Origin of the sequence: Fischerella sp. JS2, assembly GCF_032393985.1 — a bacterium.
Lineage (GTDB): Bacteria > Cyanobacteriota > Cyanobacteriia > Cyanobacteriales > Nostocaceae > Fischerella.
Genome location: NZ_CP135918.1, coordinates 1,298,185 through 1,314,236 on the forward strand (window position 1 = coordinate 1,298,185; position 16,052 = coordinate 1,314,236).

Sequence of the window (16,052 nt, forward strand, 5' to 3'; positions counted from 1 at the left end):
CCTATGTATCTTTTCAAAAATCAAATAGTAGTCCTAATAGTCAATTATCAAATCATAAAATAGTGCTAATTTCTTTCAAGTAAACCCTAGTTAGTGGTTCATCTTCTCCTAATTTATACTCTTCAATTAAACCCTGACGATGAATTGAAATATTATCTCCTTTTCTAATCACGACTGTTGAGTTTTCAAAAACATCACGCATCAATATCATCTCAGTTTCTGTAGGATTATTCAATACTACTAAATTGCTGCGTTCATAAAACATTCCCTCTTGTTCTAAAATGTCATGTTGATATTCAGCAATTAACAAATCAAGCTTAGGATTACGCAACAACGTATAAACGTTGCTATTGTAATTTTGATGCAAAAATTTCTCAGAGCGATTAACAAAAACACCTCCACGACAAACAGCTCCTATTGTCCAATTGGGATTTTGTAAAAGAATATGGTCAATAGTTTCTTGTAGTTCCTTCACAGATATTTGATTAAAAGTGATAATTGGGATTCTGGCATCATCATTCGTACTAAAAAAGGTTTCCAAAATATACGCAGGTACATCTACACTTTCACCCACTGCCGGATTAAGATGCATTAAAATCCCAGGAGCAGCATTGATTTCTAAAATCGCAAATTCACTTTCCTTCCATGATTGAGCAAGATTTTCGGAAATGACATCAATGCCCAGGCAAACTAATCGGAAGTGCTGAGCGACATCCTGTGCCAAGATAATATTATCCGGGTGAACATTGTGTGTGGCATTAATGCTTACACCACCAGCAGAAAGATTAGCAACTTTACGAAGATAAATAGTCTGATCTCTGTCAATCACGCTATCTAATGACAAACCCTGTTCTTCTAGATATCTTTCCATCGCCTCATCGCGCTGAATTTTACTCATTGGCGAAGTGGGTGTATCTAAACGAGCGGGTTTACGATTTTCTTTTTCAATTAATTCATCAATTGTCGAATATCCATCACCAACAACTAATGCAGGGCGGCGTTCGGTAGCAGCAACAAATTTACCATTGACACATAGTAATCGGTAGTCTTTGCCACGAATACTTTTTTCTACAATGATACGGATCGGTTCATTTCCAGGAATGGCTTTGACTGCTCTCCAATAAGCAGCTTCTAAATCATCTTCATCTCGTATATCTGCTGTTACACCAATGCCTTTATGACCAACTACAGGCTTAATTGCTACTGGATAACCAATTTCTTTTGCTAACTTCAAGGCTTCTTTTGCAGAGAAAACTATATCACCCTTGGGTACTGGAAAACCCAAGATTTTTAAGAATTCTTTGCAGTCATCTTTACGGGTAGTAAAGTCTGAATCTAAGTGGCTATCACGATCAAATGTTGTCGCGACACCGCGAATTTGTTTTTTCCCGTATCCGTACTGGGTAAGTCTTTCTTCCCATATATGAAAAGTAGGAATTCCTTTTTTATAAGCTGTTCGCAATAAGGCATAAATTGTGGGACCACCGTAAGCAGATTGGCGGAATTTTCTTTGCAGTCCGCGTAATTGTTCCTCAAACTCAATATCATCGTCTCTAGTAATTGCTTCAAACCAATCCCAAATAAAATAAACTACAGACCGTGTTGTATCAGCGTGTAGGGATTGCACAGCAATTCTTGTATATCTACCATTAGGTTGAATACTCCAGTGGTCAAGATGCAAATCCATATCCAGCTTATTTACTTCCGACACAGTACGGGCAAACAGCTGGGCATGGGAATCATAGCTTTCATCGCTTAGTCGCGGGTAGCGATCGCCAATCACTTCTATGTAATCTTCTAAAGCTAGCGATCGCCAAGGCTCAGTGCGAGCAAAATCAAATACTAGCGCCCCCGTATTTAAATAAGGGTTCGGCCCGATGTAGTGCTGAAAGTTGAAAAGATCGAAGGCATCTGTTTTTCTGGCATTAATGCGGACTGCATCGGTATTTTTATCTTGAACCATTTACTATATACCTTTAGCGAAACACTCTGGTGTCCTGATGCTAACTGACGTTTACCAAGATTTATTGCTGAATCAATTGGTCAAATTTGCTGTGTAGCTAGGCATCAGTGTAACGCTATTGAGAAAATTTTTGAGCTATCCCAGGGTATAAAGGGGGGAAGTGGGGACCGGTGAGTCCCCCATGAGCGATTGCCGTAGACGCGCTTTACTCGGCTTCTGTAAAGTAAGGGTCCCCCGGCATAAAGAAAGAGGCGTTGGGGATTAAGGGCAATGGGGAGTAGTGAACAACCACTAACCACTAACCACTAATGTACAGACGCGATGTTCCTCGCGTCTGTACCCGCTAACCACTAACCACAAACTACTAACAATCAAGCACTAACTATTAACAAATAACATTATTTTATATACCCAATTACTTATAACCTTTGAAAGGTGCGATTTGATCCCCAAAAACATATAAATAATAAATGAACAAGTAAAATCAAAAAACTTAGGAGACAGCAGAGCATGAATGTCACTAAAGATGCTCTCAGAAATGAAGTTCGCTATCTAGCTGAGGAGGCTTTTCACCGCAAGTTAATTTCTGGCTTCGGAGATGGACCAGATGTTAATGAATATCAAATAGTCTGTCAAGGAAAACCTAGACATTTACCTTTGGAAGAAGCTCATTCTTTTTTAGTAAATCTGCTGTTTAACAACCAAGAGAATTAGATTTTTTGTTCAAATTTCCACTGAGAACGTTTTTGTTAAATCATCAAGTTACTCAGTTTTTAAGGTATTGTACTCCCGTATTGAACAGTGCGGGAGTATTGTCAACAGAGGTGAAATATAAATAATTATTAATTCTCAAGCAAAATTAGTAATTATTCGCTCATGTTTTTTGTTATTCATTCATACTCATCATACTCGGAGGCGCTATGTCAGAAAGCCCAATTAAACGGCAGTTGGTGATTATTGGGGGGGCAGAAGATAAGGAGGGAGACTGCCAAATCTTACGAGAGTTTGTCCGTCGTGCTGGGGGTACTAAAGCGCGAATTGTGATTATGACAGCAGCGACAGAACTACCCAGAGAAGTAGGAGAAAACTATATTAGAGTCTTCGAGCGGCTAGGAGCAGAAGATGTCCGCATAGTTGATACAGAAACTCGTGAAGATGGTTCTTCATTAACTGCTTTGGAAGCAATTAATAAGGCAACAGGAATATTTTTTACTGGCGGAGATCAAGCTAGGATTACTAGTATTCTTAAAGATACAGAAATAGATGCAGCTATTCACAAACGCTTTTCTGAAGGTATGGTAGTAGGAGGCACAAGTGCAGGAGCAGCTGTAATGCCAGATGTCATGATTGTAGAGGGCGATTCTGAGACAAATCCTCGCATTGAAATTGTGGATATGGGTCCCGGTTTAGGTTTTTTACCTGGGGTAGTAATTGATCAGCATTTCTCCCAAAGAGGACGTTTAGGACGGTTAATCTCAGCTCTAGCACAACAACCTGCGGTCTTAGGATTTGGTATTGATGAAAATACAGCGATGATTGTTATTGATAATCAGATTGAAGTGATTGGAGAAGGCTCTGTAACAATTGTAGATGAATCAGAAGTCATACATAATAACGTTGACGAGATTTTGAAAGATGAGGCTTTAGCAATTTGTGGAGCAAGGCTACATATTTTGCCACATGGATATAAATTTGATTTGAAAACCCATAAACCAATTTTGAATGGTCAATCAGTATCGTTACAGCCAGCAAGTACGCAATAATAGACCTATCTTGAAAATGGGTATAAGGGATTAATAAGTAAAAAGAAAGTATTTTTCTTTTTACTTTTTACTTTTGCTTTGTTTAGTGAAGGTGTGGGAAGCCACTGCGGTGGACTCCTTTCCCAGCATAAAGAAAGAGGCGTCACCTGGCGTTGTAGGGAAAGAGAAATTTTACTCCTTCATTATTAACTTTGTTCATGGAGTCTCTTGCAAAAGTGACTTTTGCAAAATTTTGGTAAAGGGGTGCATGTTAAAGGTTAAAGTGTTTTTATTTTCCTTGCTCCCTACCCCTTTAACCTTTCCCCCAACTTTTAATAACCATCCACTGACCAATGGGGAGGGTCATTAGTCAGTTTGTATACACCATAAGATTCACCTACTTTCCATAAAGTTTTATTCAAAGCAGCATTACAAGGTTCACCAACGCTAATCATTCTACCGTTTTTATCCCTAATATTAATCTTGCCATCCCAGGTTACATTCCAGTCAATTGCTAATCTTTGAATATGGCGAGAATTTAAAGATACAGGATTACCACCTACACCATAAGCTACTACCATATCTTTAGCAGCTTGTACTGAACCTGCATTGGTATAATGCACCCAATTAATATCAACTCCATTCATAGCTGGTACATATTGGGGGGATATTTCTTGGCGATTAATTCTAGCCGAATAATGCATTAGATAAGCACGTTCTTTAGGACGATGGGTAGCAGTAACAATCACCTGACAGCCAGCATCAATCAAAGCTTTTTGAAAGGCTTCTACTTTTTGACGAAACGGAGAAGCTAAATCAGCAATTAGCTTACTTGTAGGAAAATATTCAATCCAATGGGAACCACTCAGACGAAATCTTTGTGTTTTCGCATAAGTATTAAATATATCTATTGCTTGAATAAAATTTGACCCTAGTTTTTGCTTAGTGGCATTGCTCAAAGCTTGTTCTAATTCACCACGTAGACGTACATCTCTTTTTTTATATGCTTCAGCTAATCCTTTGGTACTTATATTACCAAAATCACCATCTACTGTTAATGGGGGATTGAGTTGTGCTACCTGATTCAAACACTTTTGTAAATCCTTAACTTCTGTCTCGCCAAAGCCGAGATAATTCAGCAATGTACTAGCAGAAAGGTTAGGGATTTTAGCAATAAAACCTTGAGTAGCAGCTTTACTATATGTGTTATTACCAACAATTCCATCAGCTTCTAAGCCATTTCTTTGTTGATAAATATGAGTAGCTTCTTCAGTGACTTTACCAAAGTCACCATCGACAGTTTGAATTGGATATTCAGCTTCTTTTAAAAAGCTTTGCCACGCACTTACATAAATTCCATTAGAACCAATTCTGAGAACTGGTAATTTCAGTACAGTAATGTTAAAAGCCATAGATTTCTCCAATATAGTTATTAGTTAGTAGTTAGTAGATAAAAAAGACGCAAAGCTTCGCTAACCTATAGAGTTTTCTTGCCACTAACTACTAACCATTAACCACTAACATTGACTAACCAATTAATTTTTGCCAAGTAATAGGCCCGACAATTCCATCAGCAGTCAAACCATTTTGTTGCTGAAATCTCTTCATTGCTGCTTCTGTTTGTGGTCCATAAATACCATCAATTTCCACACCCAAGCGGAATTGCAAGTATCTGACAACTATACCACCTGCATGATTAACTCTAATAACTCGTTTCGCTAAAATTTGATTAATTGCATTCCAGGTAGTGTCTCCAGCAATTCCCGTCTGTTGAATGCCAACAATACTTTGAAATTTTTCTATTGCCGATTTAGTTGCAGCACCATTAACGCCATCCTCTAACAGAGACCTACCATTTTTATCGGTAATTTTGAGCCGATTTAAAGCTTTTTGCAATCTCTGGACAGTTGTATCTGGATTTTCTTCTTCATCTGCTACAGGAGGTACAGGAGTAGTAGGTAATTGACCAGTTAATCCTTTGACGATCGCATTCGCCATTGCCTCTGGATTATACAGATTCATGTCTTTTTGCGAGTCCACAAAACACCCTTCTACCAAAATTGCAGGCATATTGGTATTTTTGAGGACAAATAGGTGACTGCCATTTTTGACGCCACGATTAAAAAAGCCTAATTTCACAATTTCATCCAACACAGGTTTAGCTATTTTCCTGCCAGTATCGCTAGTTGCATATACTTCTGTACCATTCGCTTGACCATTAAATTTATTAAAATGAATGGATACATAAATATCTACTTTATTAGCATTTGCTGTAGCGCATCTTTTCCTCAACGATTCCCCTACTGTTGAGGCTCTGTCTGGTTTACAATTTACAACTTGATGCCCTAAAGCTCTTAACTTAGATATAACTCTGTTGCCTACATCTAAAGTCAAATTATCCTCAATTTTAATTCCTCTTGCACCAGTATCGGGTGGGCAATTATGCCCAATGTCTATTCCAAATTTCATTTGCTTCTCCTTGAATAAATTGTTTAATAATTCTGCTAATATTTAATTTTGTTTAATTTTGAATAGATTCATTACTAATTGCCGATATAGCAAACAAAACTTAAGTATTTTAGCTAGTATAATGCGCTAGGCAACTATATATAATGATACTGCCTACCAGCAATTCATTGTAACAAAGAAAATTCTTAAAGATGGTTGCTCAAAAATTCGCAACAAACGTTGTTGGACATGTGAGTTTCAGCCGCGCTGTTAATTATGGCTAATATGAATTAAAGCAGTGACAAGGATCACAATTTGAGAAATCGATTTTAGTAGAGTTGAGTTAAAAGCTTTGAAACTTATTTATTGAGAATTAAGAAATTAGGTGTAAGACATGACTTTTACTACTCTCAAAAAATAAGATTTTCTCAGCACCATACTAGAATTTTTATGAGAGGATGTTCAATACAGGGTTAAAAAAAGCACGTTATGGCTAATCTTACTTCTGCACAACTACAGAGCGATATTCAAATACCTCCGGATGTACAAGTGCGGTTTGAAGCACGAAAACCAATCACAGACCCAACTTTGGGTATTTCTGTGAATGTCAATAAGCAAGGAACACCTCAGCATCGGCTGGTGACTATTGGTGATTCAATTACACATGGTTTTCAAAGTGGGGCAATTTTTAATACACGCCTATCCTATCCTGCAATTATCGCTAGGGAAATGGGTTGGAAACAGTTGCGTTATCCTAACTATGATTCACCAGGTGATGGATTGCCATTAAACTTAGAATCTCTAGCTCGTAATCTCCAGCAAAAGTTTGGTGACAATGTCAACTTTTTAGAATTTTTGCCAGCTTTGCTATTTTTACGTAACTTCTTAGATAAAACTGAAGATTACTGGGAACGTGGCGAAGGTTCACTACTACTAAATCAACGTGAGATTAATCACAACTTAGCTGTTTACGGTTGGGATTTGCGAAATATCCTCTCACGCAATGCAGATATTTGCATTGATATTATTAATAATTACAAAACTCAAGATGATTTTTGGCAACAGATTGTTGATAATCATAATGAACGCGCCACTATCCGGGTTTTGAACTCAGCCAGAGATGCAAATGGCAAAGCACTCACACCTTTGCAAGCAGCCGCAGCACTTGGTGCTGAAGGAACAACAGAAACAGAAGGAATTGAAACTTTGATTGTCTTTATTGGTGCAAATAATGCTCTCGGCAGTATTCTCACATTTAATATTGTATGGACTGATACTGGCTATGATAACATGACAGTCAACGATCAATATACTGTCTGGCGTCCAATTCATTTCAAAGCAGAACTAGACCAGGTTGTGGCTGAAGTCAAGAAAATTCGCGCTCGGCATGTGCTTTTTGGCACAGTACCTCACATTACTATTGTACCCTTTGCTAAGGGAGTAAGTAGTAAAGTTACACAGGGTTCACGTTACTTTCCTTACTACACTTTACCTTGGATTGCAGATGCAGATTTTAATCCCAAGAAACATCCACATCTTACCGAAGCAGAAGTGAGAGTGATCGACAGTGCTATTGATCAGTACAATGAATATATTACTGATGCAGTGCGGCAAGCGAGAACCGAAGGTAGAGATTGGTATTTACTAGATACTTGTGGATTACTTGATAGGCTGGCATTCCGCCGTTATTTAGAAGATAATACTGCTAGACCTTCTTGGTGGGAAGAAGTTGGTGGAGCCTACGAACTACCACCAGAATTGCAAGCACTTTCACCTGTTCCCGACTCTCGCTTTTTCATCTCTGGGTCAAATGGTCGTACTCAAGGCGGTTTGTTCTCTTTAGATGGAATTCATCCTACCACCATTGGTTACGGCATTCTTGCTCAGGAAGTGATCAAGATTATGCAATTAGCAGGTGTAAAGTTTTATGAGAGTGATGGTCAAACCGAACGTACGGGAGAAGTGAAAGTTGATTTTCAGCGATTAGTTAGTGAAGATACATTAATTTATCAGCCACCACGAAACGTTGCAGATATCCTCAAGATAATTGGCGAACTGGATAAGAGATTTAATATTGTGAGTCAGCTGTTGAAGAGAAATTACTAGAAAAATCAGGACTAGAGGTTATACTATTTTGGATTTTAGATTTTGCGAAAAGTTTGTAGGCACGAAGTGGCTTCCCTTAAGGGTGCTAGGGCTTGGGGCATCTACAAAGCAGCGTCCCGGAGGGAACCTCAAAGCTTTTCAAGACGGATTGGGAAACTCTTTCTAAATAAGAGTTTTGTAAATCTATCTGTTGTATTCTTTTTTGAAATTGGTGTTAGGAAAGAATTTAATAGTTTTATTTTTTGACTAAGTACAGCTTTTGTAAAATCGTAGCATTTTTAAACGCAGAGTCACGCGGAGTAAGCGCAGAGTCACGCAGAGTCTTTTTATAGAGAATTCGCTACGAATGAAATGAAATGTTGTACTTAGCTTTTAACACTTGCTTGGTATTAGCCCTAGTTCTGGTAAAACTCTGGAGATAATGCGATCGCTATCCTAAATCATCTGTGTTCAACGATTGCACCCAGTTCTAACAATGTTGATTTTTGTGCTTGTGTTATACCTGTCACACCATAAATATTCATACCCTCATACAAGCGTTCTGCTCTTAAAGTCTTGATGCATTCTTTTGTTTGTACATCCCATAACTTGATAGTAGCATTACCATCGCCACTCACCAGCATTTTTCCGTCATAACTAAAGTCAACGGACATCACCCAGGTATTATGTCCTGCTAATGTAGCAATACAGTCACCGGTGGCGACATCCCAGAGTTTGATTGTACCGTCACTGCTACAACTAGCAACAATACTACCATCTGGACTAAAAGCGATCGCCCAAATCCATTCTTGATGTCCCCGCAGTATGTGTATACAATCTCCTGTGTGGATATCCCATATTCTCACTGTGCGGTCGGCACTACTAGCAGTAGCAAACAATAAACCATCCGGACTATAACTCACCCACCAAACCCAACTATCATGTCCTGTAAAGGTTTGACAGCATTGCTTGGTTGCTAAATCCCAGATTCTGACTGTGTCATCAAAACTCCCCACAGCCAATTTTTGACGATCTGGACTAAAAGCAGTTGACATCGTAATGTGTTCTGGGAAGGTATACAGCAGTTGACCACTAGCCACATCCCAAAGTTTAACAGTATGGTCATAACTACTGCTTGCCAACATACAACCGTCAGGACTGAAAGTGACCCCTGTTACCAAACCTGCATGTCCGTGTAAAACTTTTGTACACTCACCCGTTACCACATCCCATAATCTGATTGTTTGGTCAGCGCTACCACTAGCCAAAGTACAACCATCACGACTAAAGCTAACTGCAAAGATAAAATCTGTATGACCGCGCAAACAGCGACATTCCCCCTCCAGTGTCCATAACCTCACAATCCGGTCTTCGCCTCCACTGGCAATAATTCCCTCAGGACTAAAAACAACTGATGAAAACCAGTTTTGCCTACCTTGGAATGTTCGGACACACTCTCCACTAGCTGTATCCCATAACTTTAGCGAAAAGTCATCACCGCCAGTAGCCAGCAAGGTTCCCTGGGGGTTGACGGCGTTGACATACACTGCATTCGTATGCCCTTGCAATATTCTCACACATTGCTGAGTACTTACATCCCATAGTCGCACCGTCCGTTCAATACTAGAACTAGCCAGAATTTTTCCGTCACCAATAAAAGAGATTGCAAATACTCCATTGGTGTGTCCTTTGAGAACACCAACACATGTACCCTCATTTATATCCCAAAGTCTGATTGTTTGGTCTAAACTGCTACTAGCAAGTAAGGGCGAACAGTTGTTCACCCCTAAACTACTAAAGGTCACACACCTGATCCAATCAGTATGTCCTTCCAATGTTTTAATATACTGACCAGTAGTAAAATCCCAGAGTTTTACAGTATGATCGTCGCTGCCACTAGCGATGATACCTCCCGCTAGGAATTTTGGATTTGGGATTTGAGATTTTGGATTATTTTGATGATTAAATTGTTTGTTAATTTCAGTTGGGGACATCGATACAAAAGCTACAGACCAAACTCCGCTAGTGTGTCCTTGGAGAATTTGGCTACATTCCCCTGCGTTAATATCCCAAATTCTAATAGTTGAGTCTATACTACAGCTAATTAAAGTCTTACCGTCGGGTGTAAACACAACAGTACGAACTCCGCCTGTATGTCCTTGGATAGTTCGCAAGCACTGCCCAGTGGTCACATCCCAAAGTTTAATTGTACAGTCTTCTCCAGCAGTGGCAAGTCTACAACCATCTGGACTAAAAGCAACTCCCCAAACAATACCTGAATGACCCTGATAACTCATCACCAGATGAGTACTAGCAACATCCCAAAGCAGAAGATAACCATCTGTGTGAGTAGTTGCCAAAGTTTTACCATCAGGACTAAACGCCGCACACATAGCGGTTGCAAAGGTTTTGGCAAACACTGATTGGGATAAGTCAGCACCAGCAAAGTTAACTTGCTTGAGGGGGGTATCTTGGAGATATGCTTGCCAGATTGTCAGATGCGAGAAGTCATAACCTGTTAAGTCTGTTTGCAGATGAGACAACAGATTAATAATGTTACCTGCTGCGTAACCTGGTTCTGGCTCAATTTGAGATGTGAGATTTGGGATTTGGGATTGAGTTCGTAGATCATTGAGAATCTCAACCAGCCTAGTTTCTATGGCTTGTTTGCTTCGCAGTGACAGTAATAATTGCTCAATTACTGGTTCGAGAATGAGTTTGGTTTGGGCAAGCCGGATATAATCTTTAGCGATCGCTTTGATCAAAGCATGGCTTTCTATGATGAGGTGGTGGGGTGATGTGGTGGTGGGGTGAGAGTTTCTCCCCATCTCCCTATCTCTCCATCTCCCAATCTCCGTCGCCACCCCCTGAATCAAATCATCTGTGACATACTCCATGACTACAGGTTGGAGGGTGAATCGCACTCCAGATGAGGGGACTGATTTTTTTTCAATTAAATTACGTCTCGCTAGTGACTCCAATGCTTCTAGCAGTTTCATTGGTGCTACAGGCAATACTAAGTCACTACGTAATTCTGCCATCGTCACTGGTTCTCGATTGATTGCTAACCAGTACATCAAGTCTTTTTCGAGTTTAGATAGTCTTTGAAATTGCTGAGACAACAAGTCTGAAATACTACCAAAAACTGTACTACCTTGAGCGAGGAATTCAGTAATATTACCAGCAAATAACTCGCCAATTGTAGTAGCAATGATTTTTAATGCTAGGGGATTACCTGCGTAATATTGAATCAAGTCTTGCCATTGAGTATCCGAACCGTAGAAAAAATTTTTAGTTTTTACTAATTCCAACGCCGCGATCGCATTTAACCCTGATAATTGTATTGATCGGACTGGTAGAGTTTCACCTTCAATAGCTACGATCTGTTGAGGCTTTTCTCGACTTGTCAATACTATGCAGCTTTGATGGGCTGTTTCTCCCACTTGCTGCAATAATTGTCCATATTCTTCATATCCAGCTTGGTAATGTCCGCATTGTTCCCCACTTGCCAGAATCGATTCGGCGTTGTCTAGCACAATTAAACAACGATGCGATCGCAAATGTGCCATGAATTGAGAAACTAACACAGGCGTAGCAACTCTAGTTACATTGCCCAGATTTTCTGACAGATTCAGTGGTTGACCGTTAGCAAAAAAATGAAGCAAGTTACTCAGCAATTCACCCAATGGTGGACTGTTGCGGAGACTACGCCACACCACAAACTCAAATTCTGCTTGAATCTGCTGTGCTAGTTTAATCCCGAGTGTGGTTTTGCCTATTCCACCCATCCCTAACACAGCAATCAGCCGACAATGATCATTAACAATCCAATACTCTAACTTACTCAGTTCCTCTGTACGACCGAAAAAAATCGAAACATCAACAGCCTCACCCCAGTCTCTGAGGAGAGAAGGGGAAGACAAGACAGAGGGGGGAGACAAGGGAGAAAAATAGCTTCCTTGTCCTCCTTGTCCTGCTTGTCCTCCCTGTCCCATTCTCACATAATCACTTTTCGCCAACTCTAACCCAAAGCCTCTAAAGAAGTAGTCAAGGGTTTGCTTATCAACTCCTTCTTCTCGTGCCAAAACTTTGGAAACAGTAAAGGGAGAAAGTTGGGTGCGATCGCTCAATTCTTCCAGAGTAAATCTGGCTCCATCATTTTCCAGAATCTCTGCTTCATGCCTAGCCTTTTGCAGTTTTTGCCATCCTTGCGGGCTGAGGATTACACCACGTCTGCGTCTTTGCTTGTGTAGTTCCATTGGTTTACAAGGCTAACGCCTATTTTGAGATTTATTTTACTGGTTTTTAAGGAGCATATGGATCATAGCGAAACTTTTCACCAAGACTCCGCACCTGTGCTGACTCCGTGAGCCTTTGCGTTTAAATTGCTACTCTTTGACACAAACTTGTATTTAGATAAATACAGGAGATTGAATTAGCAAAGAAACTGACTACTATGCAAACAAAGAAAATACTCAAAATAGCTTATGCGATCGCTTTGATCACAATTTTAACTCCGGCACAACCATTTCTCATAATGTGAATTGAAACAACCAAAAAAATTGAGATACACGCATAGGGATGCAAACGCGATCGCATCAAGCATAATTTAATTATGGCAGCAACAAAACAAACCACAAAGACACAAAGGACACTAAGCTTTGTGTCTTTGTGGTGAGCTAATTTATTTGTTTTCTACAAAGTCGGCATCAATCACATCCTCACCACCACCTTTGTCATTGGTGGAAGTACTACCTGCTTGGGAGTAAACAGCACTACCTATTTGCATCAAGGCTTGTTGAATATCGTTTGTGAGAGACTTCATGCGATCATAGTTTTCACGATCAATTGCTTCACGCAGGTCTTTAATCAAGCCTTCCAAACGAGTTTTGTCGGCAGGAGGCACTTTGTCGCCCAAGTCCTTGAGTTGTTTTTCAGCTTGGTAGGCAACAGAATCTGCGGTGTTTTTAGTATCCACGCGATCGCGTCGTCTGCGGTCTTCTTCGGCATTGCGTTCGGCTTCCTTCACCATCCATTCGACTTCAGATTTATCCAGTGTGGACGCGCCGCTAATAGTGATGGATTGTTGCTTACCAGTAGCTTTTTCTTTTGCCGACACCGACAAAATACCATTGGCATCAATATCAAATGTCACCTCAATTTGCGGCATACCACGTGGTGCGGGCGGAATGCCATCAAGCCGGAAGTTACCTAGACTTTTGTTGTCGGCTGCCATTTCCCGTTCTCCTTGCAGGATGTGGATTTCCACATTGGTTTGTCCATCGGCTGCGGTGGAGAAGATTTCTGATTTTTTGACGGGAATCGTGGTGTTGCGGGGAATAATTTTGGTCATCACACCACCTAAGGTTTCCACACCCAGTGACAAAGGAGTCACATCCAACAACAAGATGTCTTTTACATCCCCTACCAATACTCCAGCTTGAATCGCTGCACCGACAGCAACCACTTCATCTGGGTTCACACCTTGACACGGATCTTTACCTGTCATTTGCCGTACCAATTGCTGTACGGCAGGAATGCGCGTCGAACCACCGACTAATACGACTTCATCAATGTCAGCAGCCGTCAGTTTAGCATCGCGCAGAGCCTGATTGACAGGAACCCGGCAACGATCAAGTAGATCACTGCACATTTGCTCAAACTGCGCCCGTGTGAGGGTCATGTCTAGGTGTTTGGGGCCTTCTTGGGTTGCCGTAATAAAGGGCAGGTTAATGTTTGTTTGTGTTGCTCCTGAAAGTTCGATTTTGGCTTTTTCGGCGGCTTCGGTGAGGCGCTGCAAGGCTTGTTTATCTTTGCGCAGATCCACACCTTCGTTGCGTTGAAACTCCGTTGCTAGCCAATCAACAATTTTCTTGTCGAAGTCATCCCCACCTAAGTGAGTATCACCACTAGTGGATTTTACCTCAAACACACCATCACCTACTTCCAGAATCGAGACATCAAACGTACCGCCACCTAAGTCAAACACTAGGATGGTTTCGTTTGTTTTCTTGTCCAACCCGTAGGCGAGGGCTGCGGCAGTAGGTTCGTTGATAATCCGCAATACTTCAATCCCTGCAATGCGTCCGGCATCTTTAGTAGCTTGCCGCTGAGAGTCATTAAAGTAAGCTGGAACTGTAATCACCGCCTGTTTGACGGGTTCTCCCAAATAGGTACTGGCATCATCTACCAGTTTACGTAATACCTGAGCTGAAATTTCTTCTGGTGCGAATTGTTTGTTTTGGATGGGACAATCTAGCTTGACATTGCCATTGCTATCACGCAAAACCTTGTAGGAAACTTGTTTAGCTTCGCCTGTAATTTCGTCGTATTTGCGTCCGATGAATCGCTTCACTGAATAAAAAGTATTTTCAGGATTCATCACTGCTTGGCGTTTGGCAATTTGTCCAACCAATTTGTCACCAGTTTTAGTGTAGGCAACCACTGATGGAGTGGTGCGGCTGCCTTCTGCGTTGGCAATGACGACGGGTTGTCCGCCTTCCATCACAGCAACGCAGGAATTTGTAGTTCCTAAATCGATTCCAACAACTTTTGCCATTGAACTCCTCCTTTGAAAATAGGGAACAGGGATCGGGGATTAACTTAATAGCAAACCCATGACCCATCTATGTTAATCGGTGTCCATCGGTGTACCTTACGGAAACCGCTTGCGCACGTCTACGTTCAAATTTTCATCCCCTCGTTGTGAGTTTGATCGCCCGTGGAGTCTGTCTTAAAAATAGGGAACAAGGAAGTCTTAACAGGAAAAAAATATTTTTATGGTAAGGTTCGTGGAATTTTTCCGTGATTAGCTCTTGAAAATGGGTGTAAGAATGTAGGGGAAAAGAAATTTTGCTCCTTCATTGTGAACTATTTTGCAAAAGTTGGGGAAAGGGTAAAGGGAAAAGCATTTTTCACTCCCTTTAACCATTTCCCTTTTAACCGAACCGTATTCTATCTACCCCTATAGCAAGGGTTAGACAATATTAACTTTGACAATTTTATTTTTCTCGTCTTCTGCTTTTGGAAGTGTTAGTTGCAGAATACCATTCTTATACTCTGCTTTCACACTGGTATTCTCAACTCGTGCAGGAAGAGGAATCACTCGCTGGAATTTACCATAACGAAATTCGGTACGAGTCATTCCTTTTTCTTCAGTTTTAGTTTCTTCTTTTCGTTCTCCGCTAATTGAAACCGCTTCGGCAGAAACTTGTACATCAATGTCTTTTGCGTCCATTCCTGGAATTTCCAGTTTTAAATGAATGGCATCTGATGATTCTTGCATTTCTGCTGCGGGAATAAAGTTTGTACCGATTCTTTCACCGTCTCTTGTCATTAAACGATCAAATAAACGGTTCATATCTTGTTGTAAATTTTCAATTTCTTGGAATGGTTGCCAACGAATTAGAGACATAGCATTTACCTCCGATTTTGCTGTTCAATTATGTAATTTATTTAATTTGAACTATCTAATTTCACATTAATAAGTGAGCAAAAAATTGTGGGTTCGGTTCTCTCGAAAAACCTGATTCATCCTTCCGAACAAAACCGTTTAAGACGGCTGTGGTCGTGAGCGAGTGAATTCTTTAACAAGAGGAGCGCGTTTACTTTGAGCCTTGCGTGATGTCGGCAAGAAAGAGGACGCGATCGCTCCACCGTAAAGCACAATGTAAATCACCCAAAAATTGACATTCAGCTTGAGACACCACAAAAAGATCCAGATATAAGCGCTGGGAAAAAGCATCCCTACAGCGGCTAAGGGAAGCCACTTGAAAGACTGAGTTGTTTGCTTTTTCATGGTCTACTCCTTGATA

At 40.5% G+C, this 16,052-nt stretch carries 10 protein-coding genes; 3 read left to right on the forward strand and 7 right to left on the reverse strand.

Annotation, left to right across the window (positions count from 1 at the left end):
- Positions 1 to 52 precede the first annotated feature (52 nt).
- Entirely contained in the window at positions 53 to 1,963 is a 1,911-nt protein-coding gene (locus RS893_RS05440; RefSeq protein ID WP_315790231.1) for an acetate--CoA ligase family protein, read from the reverse strand.
- A gap of 510 nt (positions 1,964 to 2,473) precedes the next feature.
- Here RS893_RS05440 and RS893_RS05445 point away from each other — a divergent pair.
- Positions 2,474 to 2,677: a hypothetical protein gene (locus RS893_RS05445; RefSeq protein WP_315790232.1), complete on the forward strand. Its 204-nt coding sequence runs from the start codon at positions 2,474 to 2,476 to the stop codon at positions 2,675 to 2,677.
- A 206-nt stretch (positions 2,678 to 2,883) separates the two neighbouring features.
- Positions 2,884 to 3,726, forward strand: a complete 843-nt coding sequence (locus RS893_RS05450; RefSeq protein ID WP_315790233.1) for a cyanophycinase — start codon at positions 2,884 to 2,886, stop codon at positions 3,724 to 3,726.
- Between the two features lie 311 nt (positions 3,727 to 4,037).
- On the opposite strand, the gene RS893_RS05455 is transcribed toward RS893_RS05450, so the two are convergent.
- Together RS893_RS05455 and RS893_RS05460 are read right to left on the reverse strand one after the other, a co-directional pair.
- Positions 4,038 to 5,117, reverse strand: coding sequence for a peptidoglycan-binding protein (locus tag RS893_RS05455; RefSeq protein ID WP_315790234.1), 1,080 nt, complete (start codon positions 5,115 to 5,117; stop codon positions 4,038 to 4,040).
- A gap of 115 nt (positions 5,118 to 5,232) precedes the next feature.
- Positions 5,233 to 6,174 (reverse strand): N-acetylmuramoyl-L-alanine amidase, encoded by a 942-nt coding sequence (locus tag RS893_RS05460; protein ID WP_315790235.1) that lies wholly within the window; start codon positions 6,172 to 6,174, stop codon positions 5,233 to 5,235.
- A 468-nt stretch (positions 6,175 to 6,642) separates the two neighbouring features.
- Between RS893_RS05460 and RS893_RS05465 the strand changes: the two genes are divergently transcribed.
- Positions 6,643 to 8,259, forward strand: coding sequence for a hypothetical protein (locus RS893_RS05465; RefSeq protein ID WP_315790236.1), 1,617 nt, complete (start codon positions 6,643 to 6,645; stop codon positions 8,257 to 8,259).
- 440 nt (positions 8,260 to 8,699) lie between these two features.
- On the opposite strand, the gene RS893_RS05470 is transcribed toward RS893_RS05465, so the two are convergent.
- The 4 genes from RS893_RS05470 to RS893_RS05485 all read right to left on the reverse strand — a co-directional run bounded on the left by RS893_RS05470 (position 8,700) and on the right by RS893_RS05485 (position 16,036).
- On the reverse strand, positions 8,700 to 12,497 hold the full coding sequence (locus RS893_RS05470; protein ID WP_315790237.1) for an NB-ARC domain-containing protein: 3,798 nt from the start codon (positions 12,495 to 12,497) through the stop codon (positions 8,700 to 8,702).
- Positions 12,498 to 12,922: 425 nt separating this feature from the next.
- Entirely contained in the window at positions 12,923 to 14,797 is a 1,875-nt protein-coding gene (gene dnaK, locus RS893_RS05475; protein WP_102151313.1) for a molecular chaperone DnaK, read from the reverse strand.
- A gap of 417 nt (positions 14,798 to 15,214) precedes the next feature.
- Positions 15,215 to 15,652, reverse strand: a complete 438-nt coding sequence (locus RS893_RS05480) for an Hsp20/alpha crystallin family protein (RefSeq protein ID WP_102151314.1) — start codon at positions 15,650 to 15,652, stop codon at positions 15,215 to 15,217.
- Positions 15,653 to 15,790: 138 nt separating this feature from the next.
- The gene (locus RS893_RS05485; RefSeq protein ID WP_102151315.1) at positions 15,791 to 16,036 is read right to left on the reverse strand and encodes a hypothetical protein; all 246 of its coding nucleotides are present in this window, start codon (positions 16,034 to 16,036) and stop codon (positions 15,791 to 15,793) included.
- Positions 16,037 to 16,052: the final 16 nt, after the last annotated feature.